This window comes from Streptomyces sp. NBC_01410 (assembly GCF_045040195.1).
Classification (GTDB): Bacteria; Actinomycetota; Actinomycetes; order Streptomycetales; family Streptomycetaceae; genus Streptomyces.
Genome location: NZ_CP109530.1, coordinates 2,604,817 through 2,620,191, shown reverse-complemented (window position 1 = coordinate 2,620,191; position 15,375 = coordinate 2,604,817). Strand labels below are relative to the sequence as shown.

Genomic DNA, 15,375 nt, shown 5'->3' with positions numbered 1-15,375 from the left:
TGAATACGCGGCGTTGGCTACAGCCAGCCCTGTTGCCGCGCCGCCCGCACCGCCTCCATGTGGTTGCGCGTGCCCGTCCTGCCGATCGCCGACGACAGACAGTTCCGTACCGTCGACTCGGACAGATGCAGCGTCCCCGCGATGTCGGACACCGTCGCCCCGTCCACCGACGCGTTGAGGACATCCCGCTCGCGCGCGGTGAGCGGGCTCGGGCCCGCGTTCGCGGCCGCCGCGGCCAGGGCCGGGTCGATGACCGTCTCGCCGGTCAGGACCTTGCGGATCGCCCCGGCCAGTTCCTCCACGGGCCCGTCCTTGACCAGGAAGCCCGCGGCTCCGGCTTCCATCGCTCGGCGCAGATGGCCCGGGCGCCCGAAGGTGGTGAGGATCAGTACCCGGCAGTCGGGGACCTCGTCCCGCAGGTCGGCGGCCGCGTCGAGTCCGCTGCGGCCGGGCAGTTCGATGTCGAGGAGAGCGACATCGGGGCGCGAGGTGAGCGCCGCGTCGACGATGGCGTCGCCCCGGGCGACCTGTGCGACGACTTCGATGTCCGGCTCCAGCCCGAGGAGCAGCGCGAGCGCGCCGCGCATCATGCCCGGGTCCTCGGCGAGGAGTACGCGTACGGACTTGGCGGGCCGGTGATCCTGGGGCATTTCTTCCACGATGTAAGCGTATGGCGGATCTGGGGGTTCGGCGGCCATGCGTCGCAGCTCAAAGCGGTCCCGTCGTTCCGCACCCCGGCGATCACCGACGAGCCGTACGCACTCGGCAGGGACAAGTATCCTGGGCCGCCCACCGCATCTGACGTGGAGTCAGCAGTCTTCACAAGTTCTGGGGGCTGCGTTATACATAGGGGCCACCGACCCTAGAACGCGTTCTAGAACGGGCGCCCGGGCCGGTCCCGTGCGACCTCGGTGCGGCCGACGGTGCGGACGGCCGCGCCGAGGTCTTCCACCCATCAAGGAGCAGCAACCCCATGCCCATTGATGCCGCCAAGGCCGTCGCCGCCGAACCCCGCAGCGCCGGGATCCGCTGGGAACGCAAGGACGTCCTGCTCTACCACCTCGGCCTCGGCGCGGGCGTCCCCGCCACAGATCCCGGCGAACTGCGCTACACCTTCGAATCGAAGCTGCACGTACTGCCCAGCTTCGCCACCGTCGCGGGCGGGCGCCTCGGCGTCGTCGGCGGACTCGGCAGCCCCGGGCTCGACATCGACCTCACATCCGTACTCCACGGCGGACAGACCGTCCGGCTGCACCGGCCCATCCCGGTCGAGGGGAAAGCCGTCTCGACCTCGCGTGTCGCCGCCGTCTACGACAAGGGCAAGGCCGCGATTCTCGTCCTGCGCACCGATGCCGCCGACGACGACGGGCCGCTGTGGACGAGCGACTCCCAGATCTTCGTACGCGGAGAAGGCGGCTTCGGCGGCGAGCGCGGGCCGTCGGTGCGCCTGGAGCAGCCGGAACGCGAGCCCGACAAGACCGTCGAACGGAGCATCCGCGAGGACCAGGCGCTGCTCTACCGGCTCTCCGGCGACTTCAACCCCTTGCACGCCGACCCCGAGTTCGCCGCGCTCGCAGGCTTCGACCGGCCCATCCTGCACGGGCTCTGCACGTACGGGGTGACCCTCAAGGCCGTCGTCGACACCGTCCTCGGCGGGGACGTCGGCCGCGTCCGCTCGTACACCACACGCTTCGCCGGAGTGGTCTTCCCGGGCGAGACCCTGCGTATCCGGATGTGGCAGCAAGACAGCAAGGTCCAGGTGTCGGTGACAGCCGTGGAACGGGACGACGCCCCGGTCCTCGCCGACACCCTCGTGGAAACGTCCTGAAGGGAGCCGCGTCATGCGCGCAGCCGTACTGCACGAGACAGGGCAGGACAAGCTCGAAGTCCTCGACGACGTCGAGGCGGTGGGCTTCGGCCCCGGCAAGGTCAGGATCCGGGTCCGGGCCACCGGACTGTGCCACTCCGACATCTCGGCCATGAACGGCGTACTGCCGCAGCCCGCGCCCTTCGTCCCCGGGCACGAGGGGGCGGGCGAGATCACCGACGTCGGCGACGGCGTGAACGGTCTCTCGCAGGGCGACCGGGTGCTGCTGTGCTGGCTGCCCGCGTGCGGTGTATGTCCCTCCTGCAAGCGCGGCCAGAGCGAACTGTGCCTCGCCGGATTCATGAACGCCGGCACCCCCAACTTCAAGCGCCCCGGCGGCGACGTCTTCGGCTTCGCCGGGACCGGAACCTTCACCGAGGAAGTCGTCGTCCCTGCGGGCTGCGCCGTGCCGATCCCCGACGACGTGCCCTTCGACATTGCCGCCCTCATCGGCTGCGGGGTGACCACCGGCCTCGGCGCGGCCATCAACACCGCGGATGTGGCGGCCGGTTCCTCGGTCGCCGTGATCGGGTGCGGCGGCGTCGGCATCTCCGCGATCCAGGGCGCCCGGCTCAAGGGCGCGGCCCAGATCGTCGCCGTCGACCCGGTCGCCACCCGGCGCGAGGCGGCCCTGAAGTTCGGCGCCACGGAAGCCGTCTCGCCCGACGAACTCGCCGACGCCAAGCAGCGCGTCACCGCGGGCGAGGGCTTCGACTACGTCTTCGAGGTCGTCGGCAAATCCGCCACCGCGCGCACCGCGTACGAGACGACCCGGCGCGGCGGCACCCTGTGCATCGTCGGCGCGGGCGCCATGGACGACCACCTCCAGCTCAACATGTTCGAGCTGTTCTTCGACGAGAAGCGGATCCTGCCGTCCATGTACGGGGGCGGGGACGTGCTCACCTCGTACGAGAGGGCCATCGCCCTGTGGCGCGCGGGCCGTATCGACCTCGAAGGGCTCATCACCCACCGGGTGAAGCTCGCGGAGATCAACGAGGCGCTGGCCCAGATGCGTACGGGTGAGGCGCTGCGCACCTGCATCGAGATCTGAGAGGACGTTGATGTCGCTCCCACTTGAGGGACTGAGCGCGATCGTCACCGGCGCGGGCCGCGGCCTGGGCCGGGCGGAAGCCCTGGAGCTCTCCCGGCTCGGCGCGGCGGTCGTCGTCAACGACTACGGCCGCCCGGGCCGCGACGGCTCGGGCGAGGCGTCCGCCGCGCCCGCGGAGAACGTCGCCGAAGAGATCCGCGCGGCGGGCGGCCGGGCGGTCGCGCACCTCGGCGACGTGTCCGACTTCGAGTCCGCGCGCGCCCTCGTCGACCTGGCCGTCACGACGTACGGCAAGCTCGACATCCTGGTCAACAACGCGGGCATCCTGCGCGACCGGATGATCTTCTCCATGACCGAGAGCGAATGGGACTCGGTGATCCGCGTCCACCTCAAGGGCCACTTCAACACGACCCACTTCGCATCCGTCCACTGGCGCGAGCGCTCCAAGGCGGCGGGCGGCCCGGTCTACGGCCGCATCGTCAACACGTCGTCGGAGGCGTTCCTGGCGGGCTCGGCGGGCCAGCCCAACTACGCGGCGGCAAAGGGCGGCATCGTCGGCCTGACGACGTCGACGGCCCTGGCACTGTCCAAGTACGGCGTGACGGCCAATGTGATCTGCCCGAGGGCCCGTACACGCATGACGGAAGACGTCTTCGCGGGCTTCGCCGAACCGGCGGCCGGCGAACTCGACCCGCTGGCACCGGAGCATGTCGCCCCGCTGGTGGGCTATCTCGCCTCCCCGGCGGCGGGAACGGTCAACGGGCAACTGCTGGTCGTGCACGGCGGGATGGTGGCGATCGTGGAACGCCCGAAGGTGGCGGCGAAGTTCGACACGTCGAAGGAGGCGTTCAGCTTCGAGGAGCTGGAGGGGGTGCTGGGCGCGTATTACGCGGAGCGGCCGGGGGGCGGGACGTTCGCTGCGGCGGAGGTCTTGGGCTTGAAGCGGGGGTAGCGGTGCGGGGGGTCGTGGTGCGGGTTGCCTGCGGCGCTTTCCCCCACCCGCCCCTTCCCGAACTGGGGCTCCGCCCCAGACCCCGAACGCGCTTCGCGCGTGTCCTCAAACGCCGGACGGGCTGAATGTGCGGCTCGGCCGCACACTTCAGCCCCTCCGGCGTTTGAGGAGCGGGGGTCCGGGGGCAGCGCCCCCGGTTACGGGAAGGGGCGGGGCGGGGTGAAGCCCGCCGCAGGCGCCCCCGCACCACCGCACCCGGCCGCAGATTTCAACCCCCGCCGAGACGCGCCTCCCGCAAGGGGACCGGCTTCCACGCACCCGGAGTCCCCGCACCCCCGTACGGTTCCCCACCTGCGCATTCCCCTGGTGCCGGTTCCGTGATCACCTCTCGCGCCGTGATCGCCGACGCGTCGAGTCGCGCCACCCCGCACGGCACCGCCTTTGTCGCGTACGGCAGTTGCAGCACGCACTCCGGGCTCCACAGCCCGGCTCCCGCCAACCACCCTTCCGGCGCCGCCAGTTGGTGCAGCCGCCGTCCCGATGGGCACCAGATGCCCAGCCAGCTTCCCGCCGCCCCGTCGATCCGCAGCGCGACCGCGCAGCTCTCCGGCGTCAGGACCTGACCCGGCTGCACGGCGAACGGTGTCACCGCGCAGTCCGCGAGCCGCAGGCACTCCGGGAAGCGCACGGGCAGCAGGCTGCCCAGCACGCCCCAGCCGATCCGGTCGTGGCCCGGCGCGTTCGAGCGGATCACGAGCAGGCCGCTGTCCGGGGCGGCCAGCAGCAGCCGGTCGTCGCTGTCCTCGGTGATCTGGAGCAGCGGTGTCACCTCCCCGCCCCGCTCCAGGTCGACCGCCACCGCCTTCACCGGGCCGCCCTCCAACTGCCGGTCCAGGGCGAGCATCCGGCCCGTACGGTCGAGCCACACCCCGCCGGAGCAGCGCCCGGGCACCTCGGCGACATGCTCGGGGCCGAAGGCACCGCCCGCGACCAGCCAGACCGCGGTCGACCTGGGGCCGGGCGCCAGGGCGTAGGCGCAGACGCCGTCAGGCGCGGGCGGAAGGAGCCTCAGCTCCGCCGACTCGATGCCGCCGAGCGGCAGTTCGCCGGTCCCCGGCCCGGTCGGGTACAGCAGCGAGAAGGCATGCCGCCTCTCCACCCGCCGCCGGATCAGCACCCGCCCGTCGGCCAGCGGCAGCACCTCGGCGTCACGCTCCTCGGGCTGCCCGAGCGGCAGGGGCACCGCATAGGGCTCTGGCCCGTCGAGCGTCCACCGCTCGGCGAACAGGGCCTCACCGTCCCCCGCCAGCCGGGCCGCGTAGCTCCCGCCCGCGGTGATCGTGAACCCCGTACTCGCCACGGATCCGTCCTCCGCGGCGGTCTCGATGGCACAGGCTGTCATGGGATCGTCACCTCCGGTCACGAAGCTAGATATCGCACTTCCTGCCGAACAGCACGAGCCCGTCGTTTCACACATACGGGTGGCCGAGCCGGGATTCGCCTGAGGGGTGGGGGACGAGTGTGCTCAGCGGGGTTGCGGTGCTTCAGGTGAGCTTCAGGGAGCACCTCCGAGTGCCGCACCGGGAGCGCGCGTCCCCTGCGCCGCCGCGGCCGGCAGGAGCCCGGAAGAACTGGGCCAAGGAGCCCAGGCCACCGGGGCACGCGGCGCAGGTAACCTGTGTCCGTGCCCCGTCTGTCTGAAGTCATCGCCGCGCTCGACGCCCTGTGGCCCCCCGAGCGGGCCGAACAGTGGGACGCCGTCGGCACCGTCTGCGGCGACCCCGACTCCGAGGTCACCCGCGTACTGTTCGCCGTGGACCCGGTCCAGCAGATCGCCGACGAGGCGATCGGGCTCGGGGCCCAGCTGATCGTCACGCACCACCCGCTCTATCTGCGCGGCACGACGACGGTCGCCGCCTCCCACTTCAAGGGCCGGGTCGTGCACACCCTGATCAAGCACGACATCGCGCTGCACGTCGCGCACACCAACGCCGACACCGCCGATCCCGGTGTGTCCGACGCCCTCGCGGGCGCGCTGGACCTGCGGGTCACCGGCCCCCTCGTACCCGAGAGCGGCCTCGGCCGGATCTGCGAGCTCGACCATCCCGAGACCCTCGCCGAATTCGCCGAGCGCGCCGCCAAGCGGCTCCCCGCCACCGCCCAGGGCATCCGTATCGCGGGCGACCCGGACGCCCTGGTGCGCACGGTCGCGGTCAGCGGCGGCTCGGGCGACAGCCTCTTCGACGTCGTACGGGCCGCGGGCGTGGACGCCTTCCTCACCGCGGACCTGCGCCACCACCCGGCCTCCGAGGCCACCCAGCACTCACCCCTGGGGCTGGTCGACGCCGCGCACTGGGCCACCGAGTGGCCCTGGTGCGAGCAGGCAGCCGCCCAGCTCGACGCGATTTCCGACCGGCACGGCTGGGGCCTTCGGGTCCACGTCTCGCACACGGTCACCGACCCCTGGTCCGCCCACCACTCTTCTCCTGGAGCCCCCAACTGAACGCCGCGCCCGCCGACCAGATCCGACTTCTCGACGTCCAGGCACTGGACGTACGGCTGTCGCAGCTCGCCCACAAGGTCAACACACTGCCCGAGCACGCCGAGATCGAATCGCTCACCAAGGACCTCACGCAGCTGCGCGATCTACTGGTCGCCGCGCAGACCGAGGAGAGCGACACCGCCCGCGAGCAGACCAAGGCCGAGCAGGACGTCGACCAGGTGCGCCAGCGTGCCGTACGCGACCAGCAGCGCCTCGACTCGGGCGCCGTCACCTCGCCCAAGGACCTGGAGAGCCTGCAGCACGAGATCGTCTCGCTCGCCAAGCGCCAGGGCGACCTGGAGGACGTCGTCCTGGAGGTCATGGAGCGCCGCGAGTCCGCGCAGGAGCGTGCCACTGAGCTGACCGGGCGCGTCACCTCCGTCCAGGCCAAGGTCGACGACGCGACCGCGCGCCGCGACGCCGCGCAGGAGCAGATCGACGGCGAGATCGCCTCGGCCACCAAGGAGCGCGAGGTCATGGCGGGCTCGGTGCCCGCGGACCTGCTCAAGCTGTACGAGAAGCTGCGCGTCCAGCAGGGCGGGGTGGGCGCGGCCCGCCTCTACCAGCGCCGGTGCGAGGGCTGCCAGTTGGAGCTCAACATCACCGAGGTGAACGAGGTCAAGGCGGCGTCCCCGGACACGGTGCTCCGCTGCGAGAACTGCCGCCGCATCCTGGTCCGTACCTCCGAGTCGGGTCTGTAATGCGGGAGTTCGTCGTCGAGGCGGACGGCGGCTCCCGGGGGAATCCGGGCCCTGCGGGATACGGCGCCGCGGTCATCGACCCGAAGACGGGGGAGACGCTGGCGGAGGCGGCCGAGTACATCGGTGTGGCGACGAACAACGTCGCCGAGTACAAGGGCCTGATCGCCGGTCTCAAAGCCGCGAAGGCCCTTGACCCCGACGCCTCGGTCAGGGTCCGGATGGACTCCAAGCTCGTCGTCGAGCAGATGTCGGGCCGCTGGAAGATCAAGCACCCGGACATGAAGCCGCTGGCGGCCGAGGCCGCACGCGTCCTTCCCGCCTCGCAGGTGAGGTACGAGTGGATCCCGCGCGAGAAGAACAAGCACGCGGACCGGCTGGCCAACGAGGCGATGGACGCGGGCAAGAAGGGCAAGCAGTGGGAGCCCTCGCGCTCCACGGCGGCCCTTGACGCGCTCGACGCGAAGGCGGCGCGGGTGGTCGGCGACGCGGCGGCGGGCGCGGCGAAGGCAAGGGCGGCGCTCGCGGGCCGCGGCCCCGCCGACGAAGCGGCAGCCGGTGAAGCGGTCGCCGAGCCGGAGGCCGCCGAGCCGTCGGTCGGCTGGGGGCCCGCCGACCTGGGCACGCCCGCGACCTTCGTACTGCTGCGCCACGGCGAGACACCGCTCACCCCCGAGAAGCGCTTCTCGGGCAGCGGCGGCACCGACCCGTCCCTGTCCCCGGCCGGCATGCGCCAGGCGGAGGCGGTCGCCGCGGCCCTGGCGGCGAGGGGCACGGTCCAGGAGATCGTCAGCTCCCCGCTCAAGCGCTGCCGCGAGACGGCGGAGGCGGTCGCGACCCGGCTGGGTCTGGACGTCCGCATCGAGGAGGGCCTGCGCGAGACGGACTTCGGCGCGTGGGAGGGCCTGACGTTCGCGGAGGTCCAGCAGCGGTACGCCGACGACCTGTCGGCCTGGCTGGCCTCCACGAAGGTGGAGCCGACGGGCGGCGGCGAGAGCTTCGCGACGGTGGCCCGCCGGGTCGCGGCGACGCGGGACAGGCTGACCGCGCGCTACGCCGGCCGTACGGTCCTGCTCGTCACGCATGTGACCCCGATCAAGACCCTGGTCCGCCTGGGGCTCGGCGCCCCGCCGGAGTCGCTGTTCCGGATGGAACTCTCGGCGGCGTCGATCTCGGCGGTGGCGTACTACAGCGACGGCACCGCGTCGGTGCGCCTGCTGAACGACACGTCGCACCTGCGCTGAGGGGAACACCGCTAGGGCAAATACGGGTGCGCCCGCAGCCCCGCTCGTAGGAACATCTGGCATGACCTGGCATCTGACCGAGGACGTCGAGGAGTTCCACCGCGCGGCGGGCGACTACCTGGCGCGGGACCCCGCGCGGCGTACCGCGCTGCTCACCGTCAGCGAGACGGTGCGACGGCATGGTCCGCATGCGTTCGGGGAGGCCGAACCCGCGCGGTTCGGCTGGTGGCAGGAGGGCGGCAAAGCCGTGGGTGCGGCGTTTTTGCAGACGCCGCCCCGGCCGCCGCTGCTCGCCCCGATGGCGGAGCCCCTCGCCGGCGAGCTCGCTCAGGCGCTGCGGGGCGCCGGGGTCCCGGTCCGTGGGGTCAAGGGCGGGGAGGGCTCCGCCCAGGCCTTCGCCGAGGCGTGGACCGGAGGCGGCGGCTGGACCGTCGCCCAGCGGCTGCGGCTCTTCCGGCTCGGCGAGCTCACGCCCAGGCACCCGGCACCCCCGGGCGCCGCCCGGCAGGCCACGGCTGACGACGTGCCCCTGGCCGCCGCCTGGATGAAGGGGTTCGCGGCCGACATCGGCGAGAGGTCCGACGCCGACTACACCCAGAACGTCGCACGTCGCGTCGCCGACGGATGCCTGTACCTGTGGGAGACAGGCGGGCAGCCCGTCTCCATGGCCGCCCGCTCGCCGCTGCTCGCCGGGCAGTCCCGGGTCTCGCCCGTCTACACGCCGCCCGGGCTGCGCGGCCGCGGCTACGCGGGAGCGGTGACCGCTGCCGTCAGCCGGTCCGCGCTGGACGCGGGGGCCGAACAGGTCCTGCTCTTCACGGACTTGGCCAATCCCACCAGCAACGCCCTCTACCAGCGGCTCGGTTACCGCCCGCTCGCCGACTACGTGGACCTGGCCTTCAGCTGAGCGTGGCGGCCCCGCGGGCCAGCGTCTCGACCCGCGCCCAGTCCCGCGCAGCGAGCGCGTCGGCCGGAAGCATCCACGTACCGCCCACGCAGCCCACGTTCGGCAGTGCCAGATACGACGGCGCCGACGTGAGCGAGATGCCGCCCGTCGCGCAGAAGCGGGCCTGGGGGAGCGGCCCGGCAAGGGACTTGAGGTACGCCGTGCCGCCCGCCGCCTCGGCCGGGAAGAACTTCAGTTCGCTCAGCCCGCGCTCCAGCAGTGCCACGACCTCCGACGTCGTCGAGACCCCCGGCAGGAACGGCACTCCCGACTGCTGCATCGCGTCGAGCAGCCGGTCCGTCCAGCCGGGGCTCACCAGGAATCGGGCACCCGCTGTGACCGCCGCGTCCACGCCCTCCGGGGAGACGACCGTGCCCGCGCCGACGATCGCGTCCGGTACCTCGCAGGTGATCGCACGGATCGCGTCCAGTGCCGCGGGCGTCCGCAGGGTCACCTCGATCGCGGGCAGGCCGCCCGCGACCAGGGCCCGCGCGAGCGGTACGGCATCGGCGGCGTCCTCGACGACGAGGACGGGAACGACGGGCGCGAGGTCCAGGACGGAGGGCATGCGCCCATCCTGCCGGGCCCCTGCATCTGGCACAACGAGCGTTGCAGAGGGTGCAATCAGTGGATCTGGGTGACAAGCACGTCCAGCGCCCACGGCTGCCCCGCCCGCCCCGGAGCCTCCGCCTCCACGACGTACCCCAGGTCCCGCAGCACCTCCACCAGCTCCGCCGGACCCGTCGGCTTCGCGCCCGCCGTCAGCAGGTCCCGTACGAGCCGCCCCTTCGTCGCCTTGTTGAAGTGGCTGACCACCTTCCGGGTCGGCGCATGGAGCACCCGCAACGTCGCCGTACGCCCCGCCACCTCCCCCTTCGGCTTCCACGCCGCCGCATACGCGGAGGACCGCAGATCGAGGACGAGCCCGTCGCCCGCCGCCTCCGGCAGGACGGACGCCATCGGCTCCCGCCAGTGCGCACCCAGCGCGCCGAGCCCCGGCAGCTTCACGCCCATCGAGCAGCGGTACGACGGAATCCGGTCGGTGATCCGCACCGCACCCCACAGCCCCGAGAAGACCAGCAGCGACTGCCGCGCCCGGCGTCGCGCGTCCGGCTCGAGCGTCGCGAGGTCCAGCGCGTCGTACAGGACACCCGTGTAGATCTGCCCCGCCGGCCGGGTCCCCGCGGTCCGCAGTTCCACGTTCTTGGCGATCTCGCCGCGCAGGCCCTCGCTCAGCCCGAGCACCTCCCGCGCCTTGTCCTCGTCGGCGGCGCACAGCTCGACCAGTTCGTCCAGCACCGCGGCGCGCGCCCCGGCAAGACCCGGCAGCGACAAGGACTCCGGCTTCAGCGGAGCCCCGCGCCCGGAAGCGGCCTTACCTTCCGACGGCGGCAACAGCACGAGCACGGCACAACTCCTTCGTACGTACGGGGGCGGGGGTGCGAACCCCCGCGTCAGCGTACGGGGTGCCAAGGACCCCACCCCGCCATACGCTCGGTCCATGCCCCGCCGCAAGATGCTTGTGACCGGCGCAGCCGAGGCTCCGCTGCGGGCCGCGCTGCAAGAGCTGCGTACGACGCTCGACGTGCCGGAGGACTTCCCGCCCGAGGTCCTCGCCGAGGCGGAGTCGGCCGCCCGGGCCCCACGCCTGCCCCGCCACGACGCCACCGACATCCCCTTCTTCACGATCGACCCGCCGGCCTCCGCCGACCTCGACCAGGCGATGTACCTCTCGCGCCGCGACGGCGGTTTCCGTGTGCAGTACGCGATCGCCGACGTCGCCGCCTTCGTCGCACCCGGTGGCGTGCTCGACGCCGAGGCCCACCGCCGCGTCCAGACCCTCTACTTCCCGGACGAGAAGGTTCCGCTGCATCCGGCCGTGCTCTCCGAAGGCGCGGCCAGCCTGCTGCCCGACCACCCCGCGCCCGCCCTGCTCTGGCAGATCGACCTCGACGCCGAGGGCCGCACCGTCGCGACCGAGGTGCGGCGCGCGCTCGTACGCAGCCGGGCCAAGCTCGACTACGAGGGCGTGCAGCGGCAGATCGACGCGGGCACCGCCGAGGAACCGCTCGCGCTGCTCAGGGACATCGGGCTGCTGCGCGAGAACCTGGAGCGCGAACGCGGCGGGATCTCCCTGAACGTCCCCCAACAGGAAGTCGTCGAGCGGGACGGCTCGTACGTCCTCGCCTACCGTGCCGTACTCCCCGCCGACGCCTGGAACGCCCAGATCTCGCTGCTCACCGGCATGGCCGCGGCCGACCTCATGATCGCGGCGGGCACCGGCATCCTGCGTACGCTGCCCACCGCCCCGGACGGCGCGGTGGCACGGCTGCGCCGCTCGGCCAAAGCCCTGCACATCGACTGGCCGCACCATGTCTCGTACGCGGACGTGGTCCGTTCCCTCGACCCGGACAACGCCCGCCACGCCGCCTTCCTGCAGGAGTGCACGAGCCTGCTGCGCGGCGCGGGCTACAGCTCCTTCACGGACGGCGCACTGCCCTCACCGGCGGTGCACGCGGCGGTCGCCGACGAGTACACACACTGCACGGCCCCGCTGCGACGGCTCGTTGACCGGTACGCGGGCGAACTGTGCGTGGCGGCGGTGGCCGGACAGGAGCCGCCCGAGTGGGTCTCGGCCGCGCTGGAGGCACTGCCCAAGGAGATGGCGGACGGCTCCCGCCGCGCCAACACCGTCGAGCGCGAGTGCGTCGACATCGTCGAGGCGGCGCTGCTGAAGGAACGGATCGGCGAGATCTTCGACGCATACGTGGTGGACGTGAAGGAGGATGAACCCGCGGTCGGCACGGTCCACCTGGAGGACCCGGCGGTGATCGCGAGGATCGCGGGCGGCGAGGCGGAACTGCCGCTGGGGGAGCGCATGCGGGTAAGGCTCACACAGGCGGACCCGGGGTCGGCGAAGGTGCGGTTCGCGCCCGCGTGAGCGCGAGGACGAGCGCCTTCGGGTCATCGGCGTGGAAGCGCACGATCCGGGCCTGCCCTTCCTTCCCGAGCGGACGTACGTAGCGCACAGGCGCCGCCAACTCCACCGCCACCGTCGTCTGGTTCGCGACGATCAGCTCCAGCGACCCGTCGTCGCGCGACTGGATCAACCGCCCCTCGGGATAACGCCGTTCGACGCGGGCGCCGACGATCTCGTCCGCCCGTATCCGCAGGTCGAACAGCGCGCCGTAGCGGATCCGCAGCGATCCGTCCGGTCCCACCACATGGGGCCGGGTCACACAGGACGCGTGCAGGGCCACCATCAGCAGCACGCCGTACACATCGATGACCAGCGTGATCGCATGCACCACCGGCCACGGGACCAGGACGGCCAGCGCCACCGTCTCGACGACCGACACGAAGATGAACCCGTACATCATCGCGGTCTGCGGCCCGGTGTACGGGGCCGCGTGTGCCCCCGGCGCCACTGCGTGCCGCCGTCGGGCCACCCAGAGCCCGAGGCTGTGCATCGCCCGCACCTCGTGCGCGAGCAGCCTGCGCAGAGCTCTCATCGCCGCTCCCCGGCGCGCAGGGTGAGCGCCGCCAGCATCCGGCGTACGGCAGCGGCCTGGGCGGGCGCGAAGTCGTCGAGGAAGGCCTCACCGAAGGCGCTGTCAGCCTCCTGAGCCCCGTCCGTCTGCGCCCCCTCGACCATCAGCTCCAGCAGTTCGTCGGGCATGCACGCGGCCAGCTCGTCACCGAGGGGCCCCACCCGGGCGTCGTCGGGGTCCGCGTCGGCGAGGTCGTCGAGGCGCTCGTACAACTCCTGTACCCGCACGGAGAATTCGGCATCCTCGGCGAGCGGGCGCAGTGCCGCGAACAGCCGGTCGCGCTGCTCCGGCTCCACCATCGTGTCGATCAGAGCCAGATGCGAGCGGTCCTTGGCGGCCATGGGCGAATCGCTCGGTGCGAGCGCCCCGAGGAGCCCGGCGAGCTCCGGGGACACGGGTCCCTCGGCCGGCAGCAGCCCGGCCCGCGCCTGCTCGATCAGACCGCCGAGCCGGGCCCGCCGCGCGGCGATCGCTGCGGCCTGCCGGGCGAGGTCGTCGTCGAGCTCCTGAAGCACCTCGGCGAGCTCGCGCCCGGCGTCGTCGGCGAGTACGTCGCGCACTTCGGCGAGCCCGAGGCCGAGCTCGGTCAGCCGCCGGATACGGGCGAGGGCGACGGCGTGCCGGAGGCGGTAGTCGCGGTAGCCGTTGGGGAGGCGTTCGGGCTCGGGGAAGAGGCCGAGGTGGTGGTAGTGGCGGACGGTACGGGGCGTGACGCCGGCGAGTGCGGCGATCTCTCCGATCCTCATGGCTTCAGTAGAAACCCTGACGTTGCGGCAGGGTCAAGGCGGACCCGCACGGCCCGGGCGGCGGGCTCGGCGGGATTCGTCGCCGCGCACGCCAGGTAGCATGGTCGTCACGGCAGACGAGCCGGGCGGACGGCCGCGTGGAGATCTTCGGATCTCCCCGAGGAACGTCCGGGCTCCACAGGGCAAGGTGGTGGCTAACGGCCACCCGGGGTGACCCGCGGGACAGTGCCACAGAAAACAGACCGCCGGGGACCTCGGTCCTCGGTAAGGGTGAAACGGTGGTGTAAGAGACCACCAGCGCCTGAGGTGACTCAGGCGGCTAGGTAAACCCCACCTGGAGCAAGGTCAAGAGGGGCCCCTGTAACAGGGGGCCCTGCGCGGACGTTCGAGGGCTGCCCGCCCGAGTCCGCGGGTAGACCGCACGAGACCGGTGGCAACGCCGGTCCTAGATGGATGGCCGTCGCCCCGACGACCGCGAGGTCCCGGGCGCACAGAACCCGGCGTACAGCCCGACTCGTCTGCCTCCTCCGCCCGGCGCCTTTGCCCGGAGTCGTTGCCGTGAACGCACCAGTTCGGACCAATCAGTACGAGGGCCCGTGCGTCGTGTGCGGCGAGACCGTGCGCGCCGGTGAGGGGATCCTGCTGCCCGGCAAGCACGGAGGCTGGGAGGTCTGCCACCCCGAGCACGCGCGTGAGCCCGCGCCGCCGCCCCGCGGCAGGCACCCCGGATGGCACCGTCGCCCTCTCATGGCCGTGGACTTCGCGGCGACGGGCCGTCGTACCGCGGTCGACCGGATCCTCGCCGCGGCCGTACGCACCACCGACGGGCGTGATCGGGACTGGCTGATCGATCCCGGACCGGGACTCGCCGTCGATCCGCGCACTACGCATGGCATCACCCAGGACGAGGCACGTGCTCATGGTGTTCCGGCGTCCCGGGCGCTCGACGAACTGGCCGCGCATCTCGCCGGGCAGCTGGTGGCCAAGGAGTTGCTGGTCGTCTGGCACGCCCCGTACGTACTCACCCTGCTCGAGTCCGAATTGCTGCGCCACGGGCTGCGAGCTCTCTCCGACCGAGGCCCCGGAGGGCTGTTTCCGGTGTGCGATCCGCTGATACTGGACCGGCATGCCGACCGCTATCGGTCCGGTGGCCGGGCGCTGGAGAGGGTCGCCGAGTGGTACGGAGTGCCCCACGACCGTCCCGGGAACCCCGGCAGTGACGCGGCAGCCTCGCTCGTGCTGGCGCAGGTCATCGGGGCGTGCCACGCGTCGGTCGGCCGGCTGTCGCGGCCCGCGCTGCACTACGAGCAGGTTCTGTGGCGGGAACAGCAGGCGAGCGAGGCGGAAGAGTTCGATCCGTCGAGGAAGCGGGATCACCGCTGGCCGTTGGGCACGGTCGAGGCGTTGCCCTGGGAAACTCCGGCGCCCTGACGCGGGGTTCTATGACGCGGTGTTGAGCGAGCGCTCCGACACCCGGCGCAGATGTCCCGCGAAGACCTCCGACGCCTTCGGAGTCAGCGTCCTCAGCGCCACCATCGCCGTGATGATCACGTCGCACAGCTCGGACTCGACGTCCTGCCAGCTGTGCGTGATGCCCTTCCGGGGGTTCTGGCCCGTCGCGCCGACGACCGCCTGCGCCACCTCGCCCACCTCCTCGGCGAGCTTCAACATCCGCAGAAGCGTCTCCTGTTGGGGCGGCAGCTCGCTCTCCGTCTCCAGCCAGGTGTGGAGGTCGTCGACCGTGTCCCAGATGGGGTCCAGGGTGTGATTCATAGAGG

The 15,375-nt window shown here is 72.1% G+C and carries 16 protein-coding genes and 1 other RNA gene; 10 read left to right on the top strand and 7 right to left on the bottom strand.

The features are described 5' to 3' along the window. Window positions 1–17: 17 nt before the first annotated feature. A complete protein-coding gene (locus OG741_RS12060; RefSeq protein WP_405605528.1) occupies window positions 18–650 on the bottom strand; it encodes a response regulator in 633 nt (210 codons plus the stop codon). 323 nt (window positions 651–973) lie between these two features. On the opposite strand from OG741_RS12060, the gene OG741_RS12055 reads away from it, so the two are divergent. From OG741_RS12055 to OG741_RS12045, 3 genes are read left to right on the top strand one after another with little or no spacing between them, the layout of a single operon-like run. Next, window positions 974–1,828, top strand: coding sequence for a MaoC/PaaZ C-terminal domain-containing protein (locus OG741_RS12055; RefSeq protein ID WP_405596870.1), 855 nt, complete (start codon window positions 974–976; stop codon window positions 1,826–1,828). 13 nt (window positions 1,829–1,841) lie between these two features. Then, window positions 1,842–2,918, top strand: coding sequence for a Zn-dependent alcohol dehydrogenase (locus OG741_RS12050; protein WP_405596869.1), 1,077 nt, complete (start codon window positions 1,842–1,844; stop codon window positions 2,916–2,918). 10 nt (window positions 2,919–2,928) lie between these two features. Next, a complete protein-coding gene (locus tag OG741_RS12045; protein WP_405596868.1) occupies window positions 2,929–3,870 on the top strand; it encodes a 3-oxoacyl-ACP reductase in 942 nt (313 codons plus the stop codon). Window positions 3,871–4,138: 268 nt separating this feature from the next. On the opposite strand, the gene OG741_RS12040 is transcribed toward OG741_RS12045, so the two are convergent. After that, the gene (locus tag OG741_RS12040) at window positions 4,139–5,272 is read right to left on the bottom strand and encodes a hypothetical protein (RefSeq protein ID WP_405596866.1); all 1,134 of its coding nucleotides are present in this window, start codon (window positions 5,270–5,272) and stop codon (window positions 4,139–4,141) included. 282 nt (window positions 5,273–5,554) lie between these two features. Here OG741_RS12040 and OG741_RS12035 point away from each other — a divergent pair, with 282 nt between their 5' ends. The 4 genes from OG741_RS12035 to OG741_RS12020 all read left to right on the top strand — a co-directional run bounded on the left by OG741_RS12035 (window position 5,555) and on the right by OG741_RS12020 (window position 9,261). Next, the gene (locus OG741_RS12035) at window positions 5,555–6,373 is read left to right on the top strand and encodes a Nif3-like dinuclear metal center hexameric protein (protein ID WP_266477016.1); all 819 of its coding nucleotides are present in this window, start codon (window positions 5,555–5,557) and stop codon (window positions 6,371–6,373) included. After that, entirely contained in the window at window positions 6,370–7,113 is a 744-nt protein-coding gene (locus tag OG741_RS12030) for a zinc ribbon domain-containing protein (protein ID WP_405605526.1), read from the top strand. The genes OG741_RS12035 and OG741_RS12030 overlap by 4 nt, the downstream gene beginning before the upstream one ends. After that, window positions 7,113–8,354 (top strand): bifunctional RNase H/acid phosphatase, encoded by a 1,242-nt coding sequence (locus OG741_RS12025; protein ID WP_405596864.1) that lies wholly within the window; start codon window positions 7,113–7,115, stop codon window positions 8,352–8,354. The genes OG741_RS12030 and OG741_RS12025 overlap by 1 nt, the downstream gene beginning before the upstream one ends. A 61-nt stretch (window positions 8,355–8,415) precedes the next feature. Continuing rightward, window positions 8,416–9,261, top strand: a complete 846-nt coding sequence (locus OG741_RS12020; protein ID WP_405596862.1) for a GNAT family N-acetyltransferase — start codon at window positions 8,416–8,418, stop codon at window positions 9,259–9,261. Here the strand turns inward: OG741_RS12020 and eda are convergent. Next, window positions 9,254–9,868, bottom strand: coding sequence for a bifunctional 4-hydroxy-2-oxoglutarate aldolase/2-dehydro-3-deoxy-phosphogluconate aldolase (gene eda, locus OG741_RS12015; RefSeq protein ID WP_405596861.1), 615 nt, complete (start codon window positions 9,866–9,868; stop codon window positions 9,254–9,256). The two genes, OG741_RS12020 and eda, sit on opposite strands and share 8 nt — an antisense overlap. Before the next feature lie 56 nt (window positions 9,869–9,924). Beyond that, entirely contained in the window at window positions 9,925–10,707 is a 783-nt protein-coding gene (gene yaaA, locus OG741_RS12010) for a peroxide stress protein YaaA (RefSeq protein WP_405596859.1), read from the bottom strand. A gap of 94 nt (window positions 10,708–10,801) precedes the next feature. Here yaaA and OG741_RS12005 point away from each other — a divergent pair, with 94 nt between their 5' ends. Continuing rightward, entirely contained in the window at window positions 10,802–12,241 is a 1,440-nt protein-coding gene (locus OG741_RS12005) for an RNB domain-containing ribonuclease (RefSeq protein WP_405596857.1), read from the top strand. On the opposite strand, the gene OG741_RS12000 is transcribed toward OG741_RS12005, so the two are convergent. Continuing rightward, entirely contained in the window at window positions 12,192–12,812 is a 621-nt protein-coding gene (locus OG741_RS12000; RefSeq protein ID WP_405596856.1) for a hypothetical protein, read from the bottom strand. The two genes, OG741_RS12005 and OG741_RS12000, sit on opposite strands and share 50 nt — an antisense overlap. Beyond that, entirely contained in the window at window positions 12,809–13,597 is a 789-nt protein-coding gene (locus tag OG741_RS11995; protein ID WP_405596855.1) for a MerR family transcriptional regulator, read from the bottom strand. The genes OG741_RS12000 and OG741_RS11995 overlap by 4 nt, the downstream gene beginning before the upstream one ends. 117 nt (window positions 13,598–13,714) lie before the next feature. Between OG741_RS11995 and rnpB the strand changes: the two genes are divergently transcribed. Beyond that, window positions 13,715–14,118: RNase P RNA component class A (gene rnpB / locus OG741_RS11990), an RNA gene on the top strand. 37 nt (window positions 14,119–14,155) lie between these two features. Beyond that, window positions 14,156–15,028, top strand: coding sequence for a 3'-5' exonuclease (locus OG741_RS11985; protein ID WP_405596854.1), 873 nt, complete (start codon window positions 14,156–14,158; stop codon window positions 15,026–15,028). A 9-nt stretch (window positions 15,029–15,037) separates the two neighbouring features. On the opposite strand, the gene OG741_RS11980 is transcribed toward OG741_RS11985, so the two are convergent. Next, on the bottom strand, window positions 15,038–15,370 hold the full coding sequence (locus tag OG741_RS11980) for a MazG-like family protein (RefSeq protein WP_405596852.1): 333 nt from the start codon (window positions 15,368–15,370) through the stop codon (window positions 15,038–15,040). Window positions 15,371–15,375: the final 5 nt, after the last annotated feature.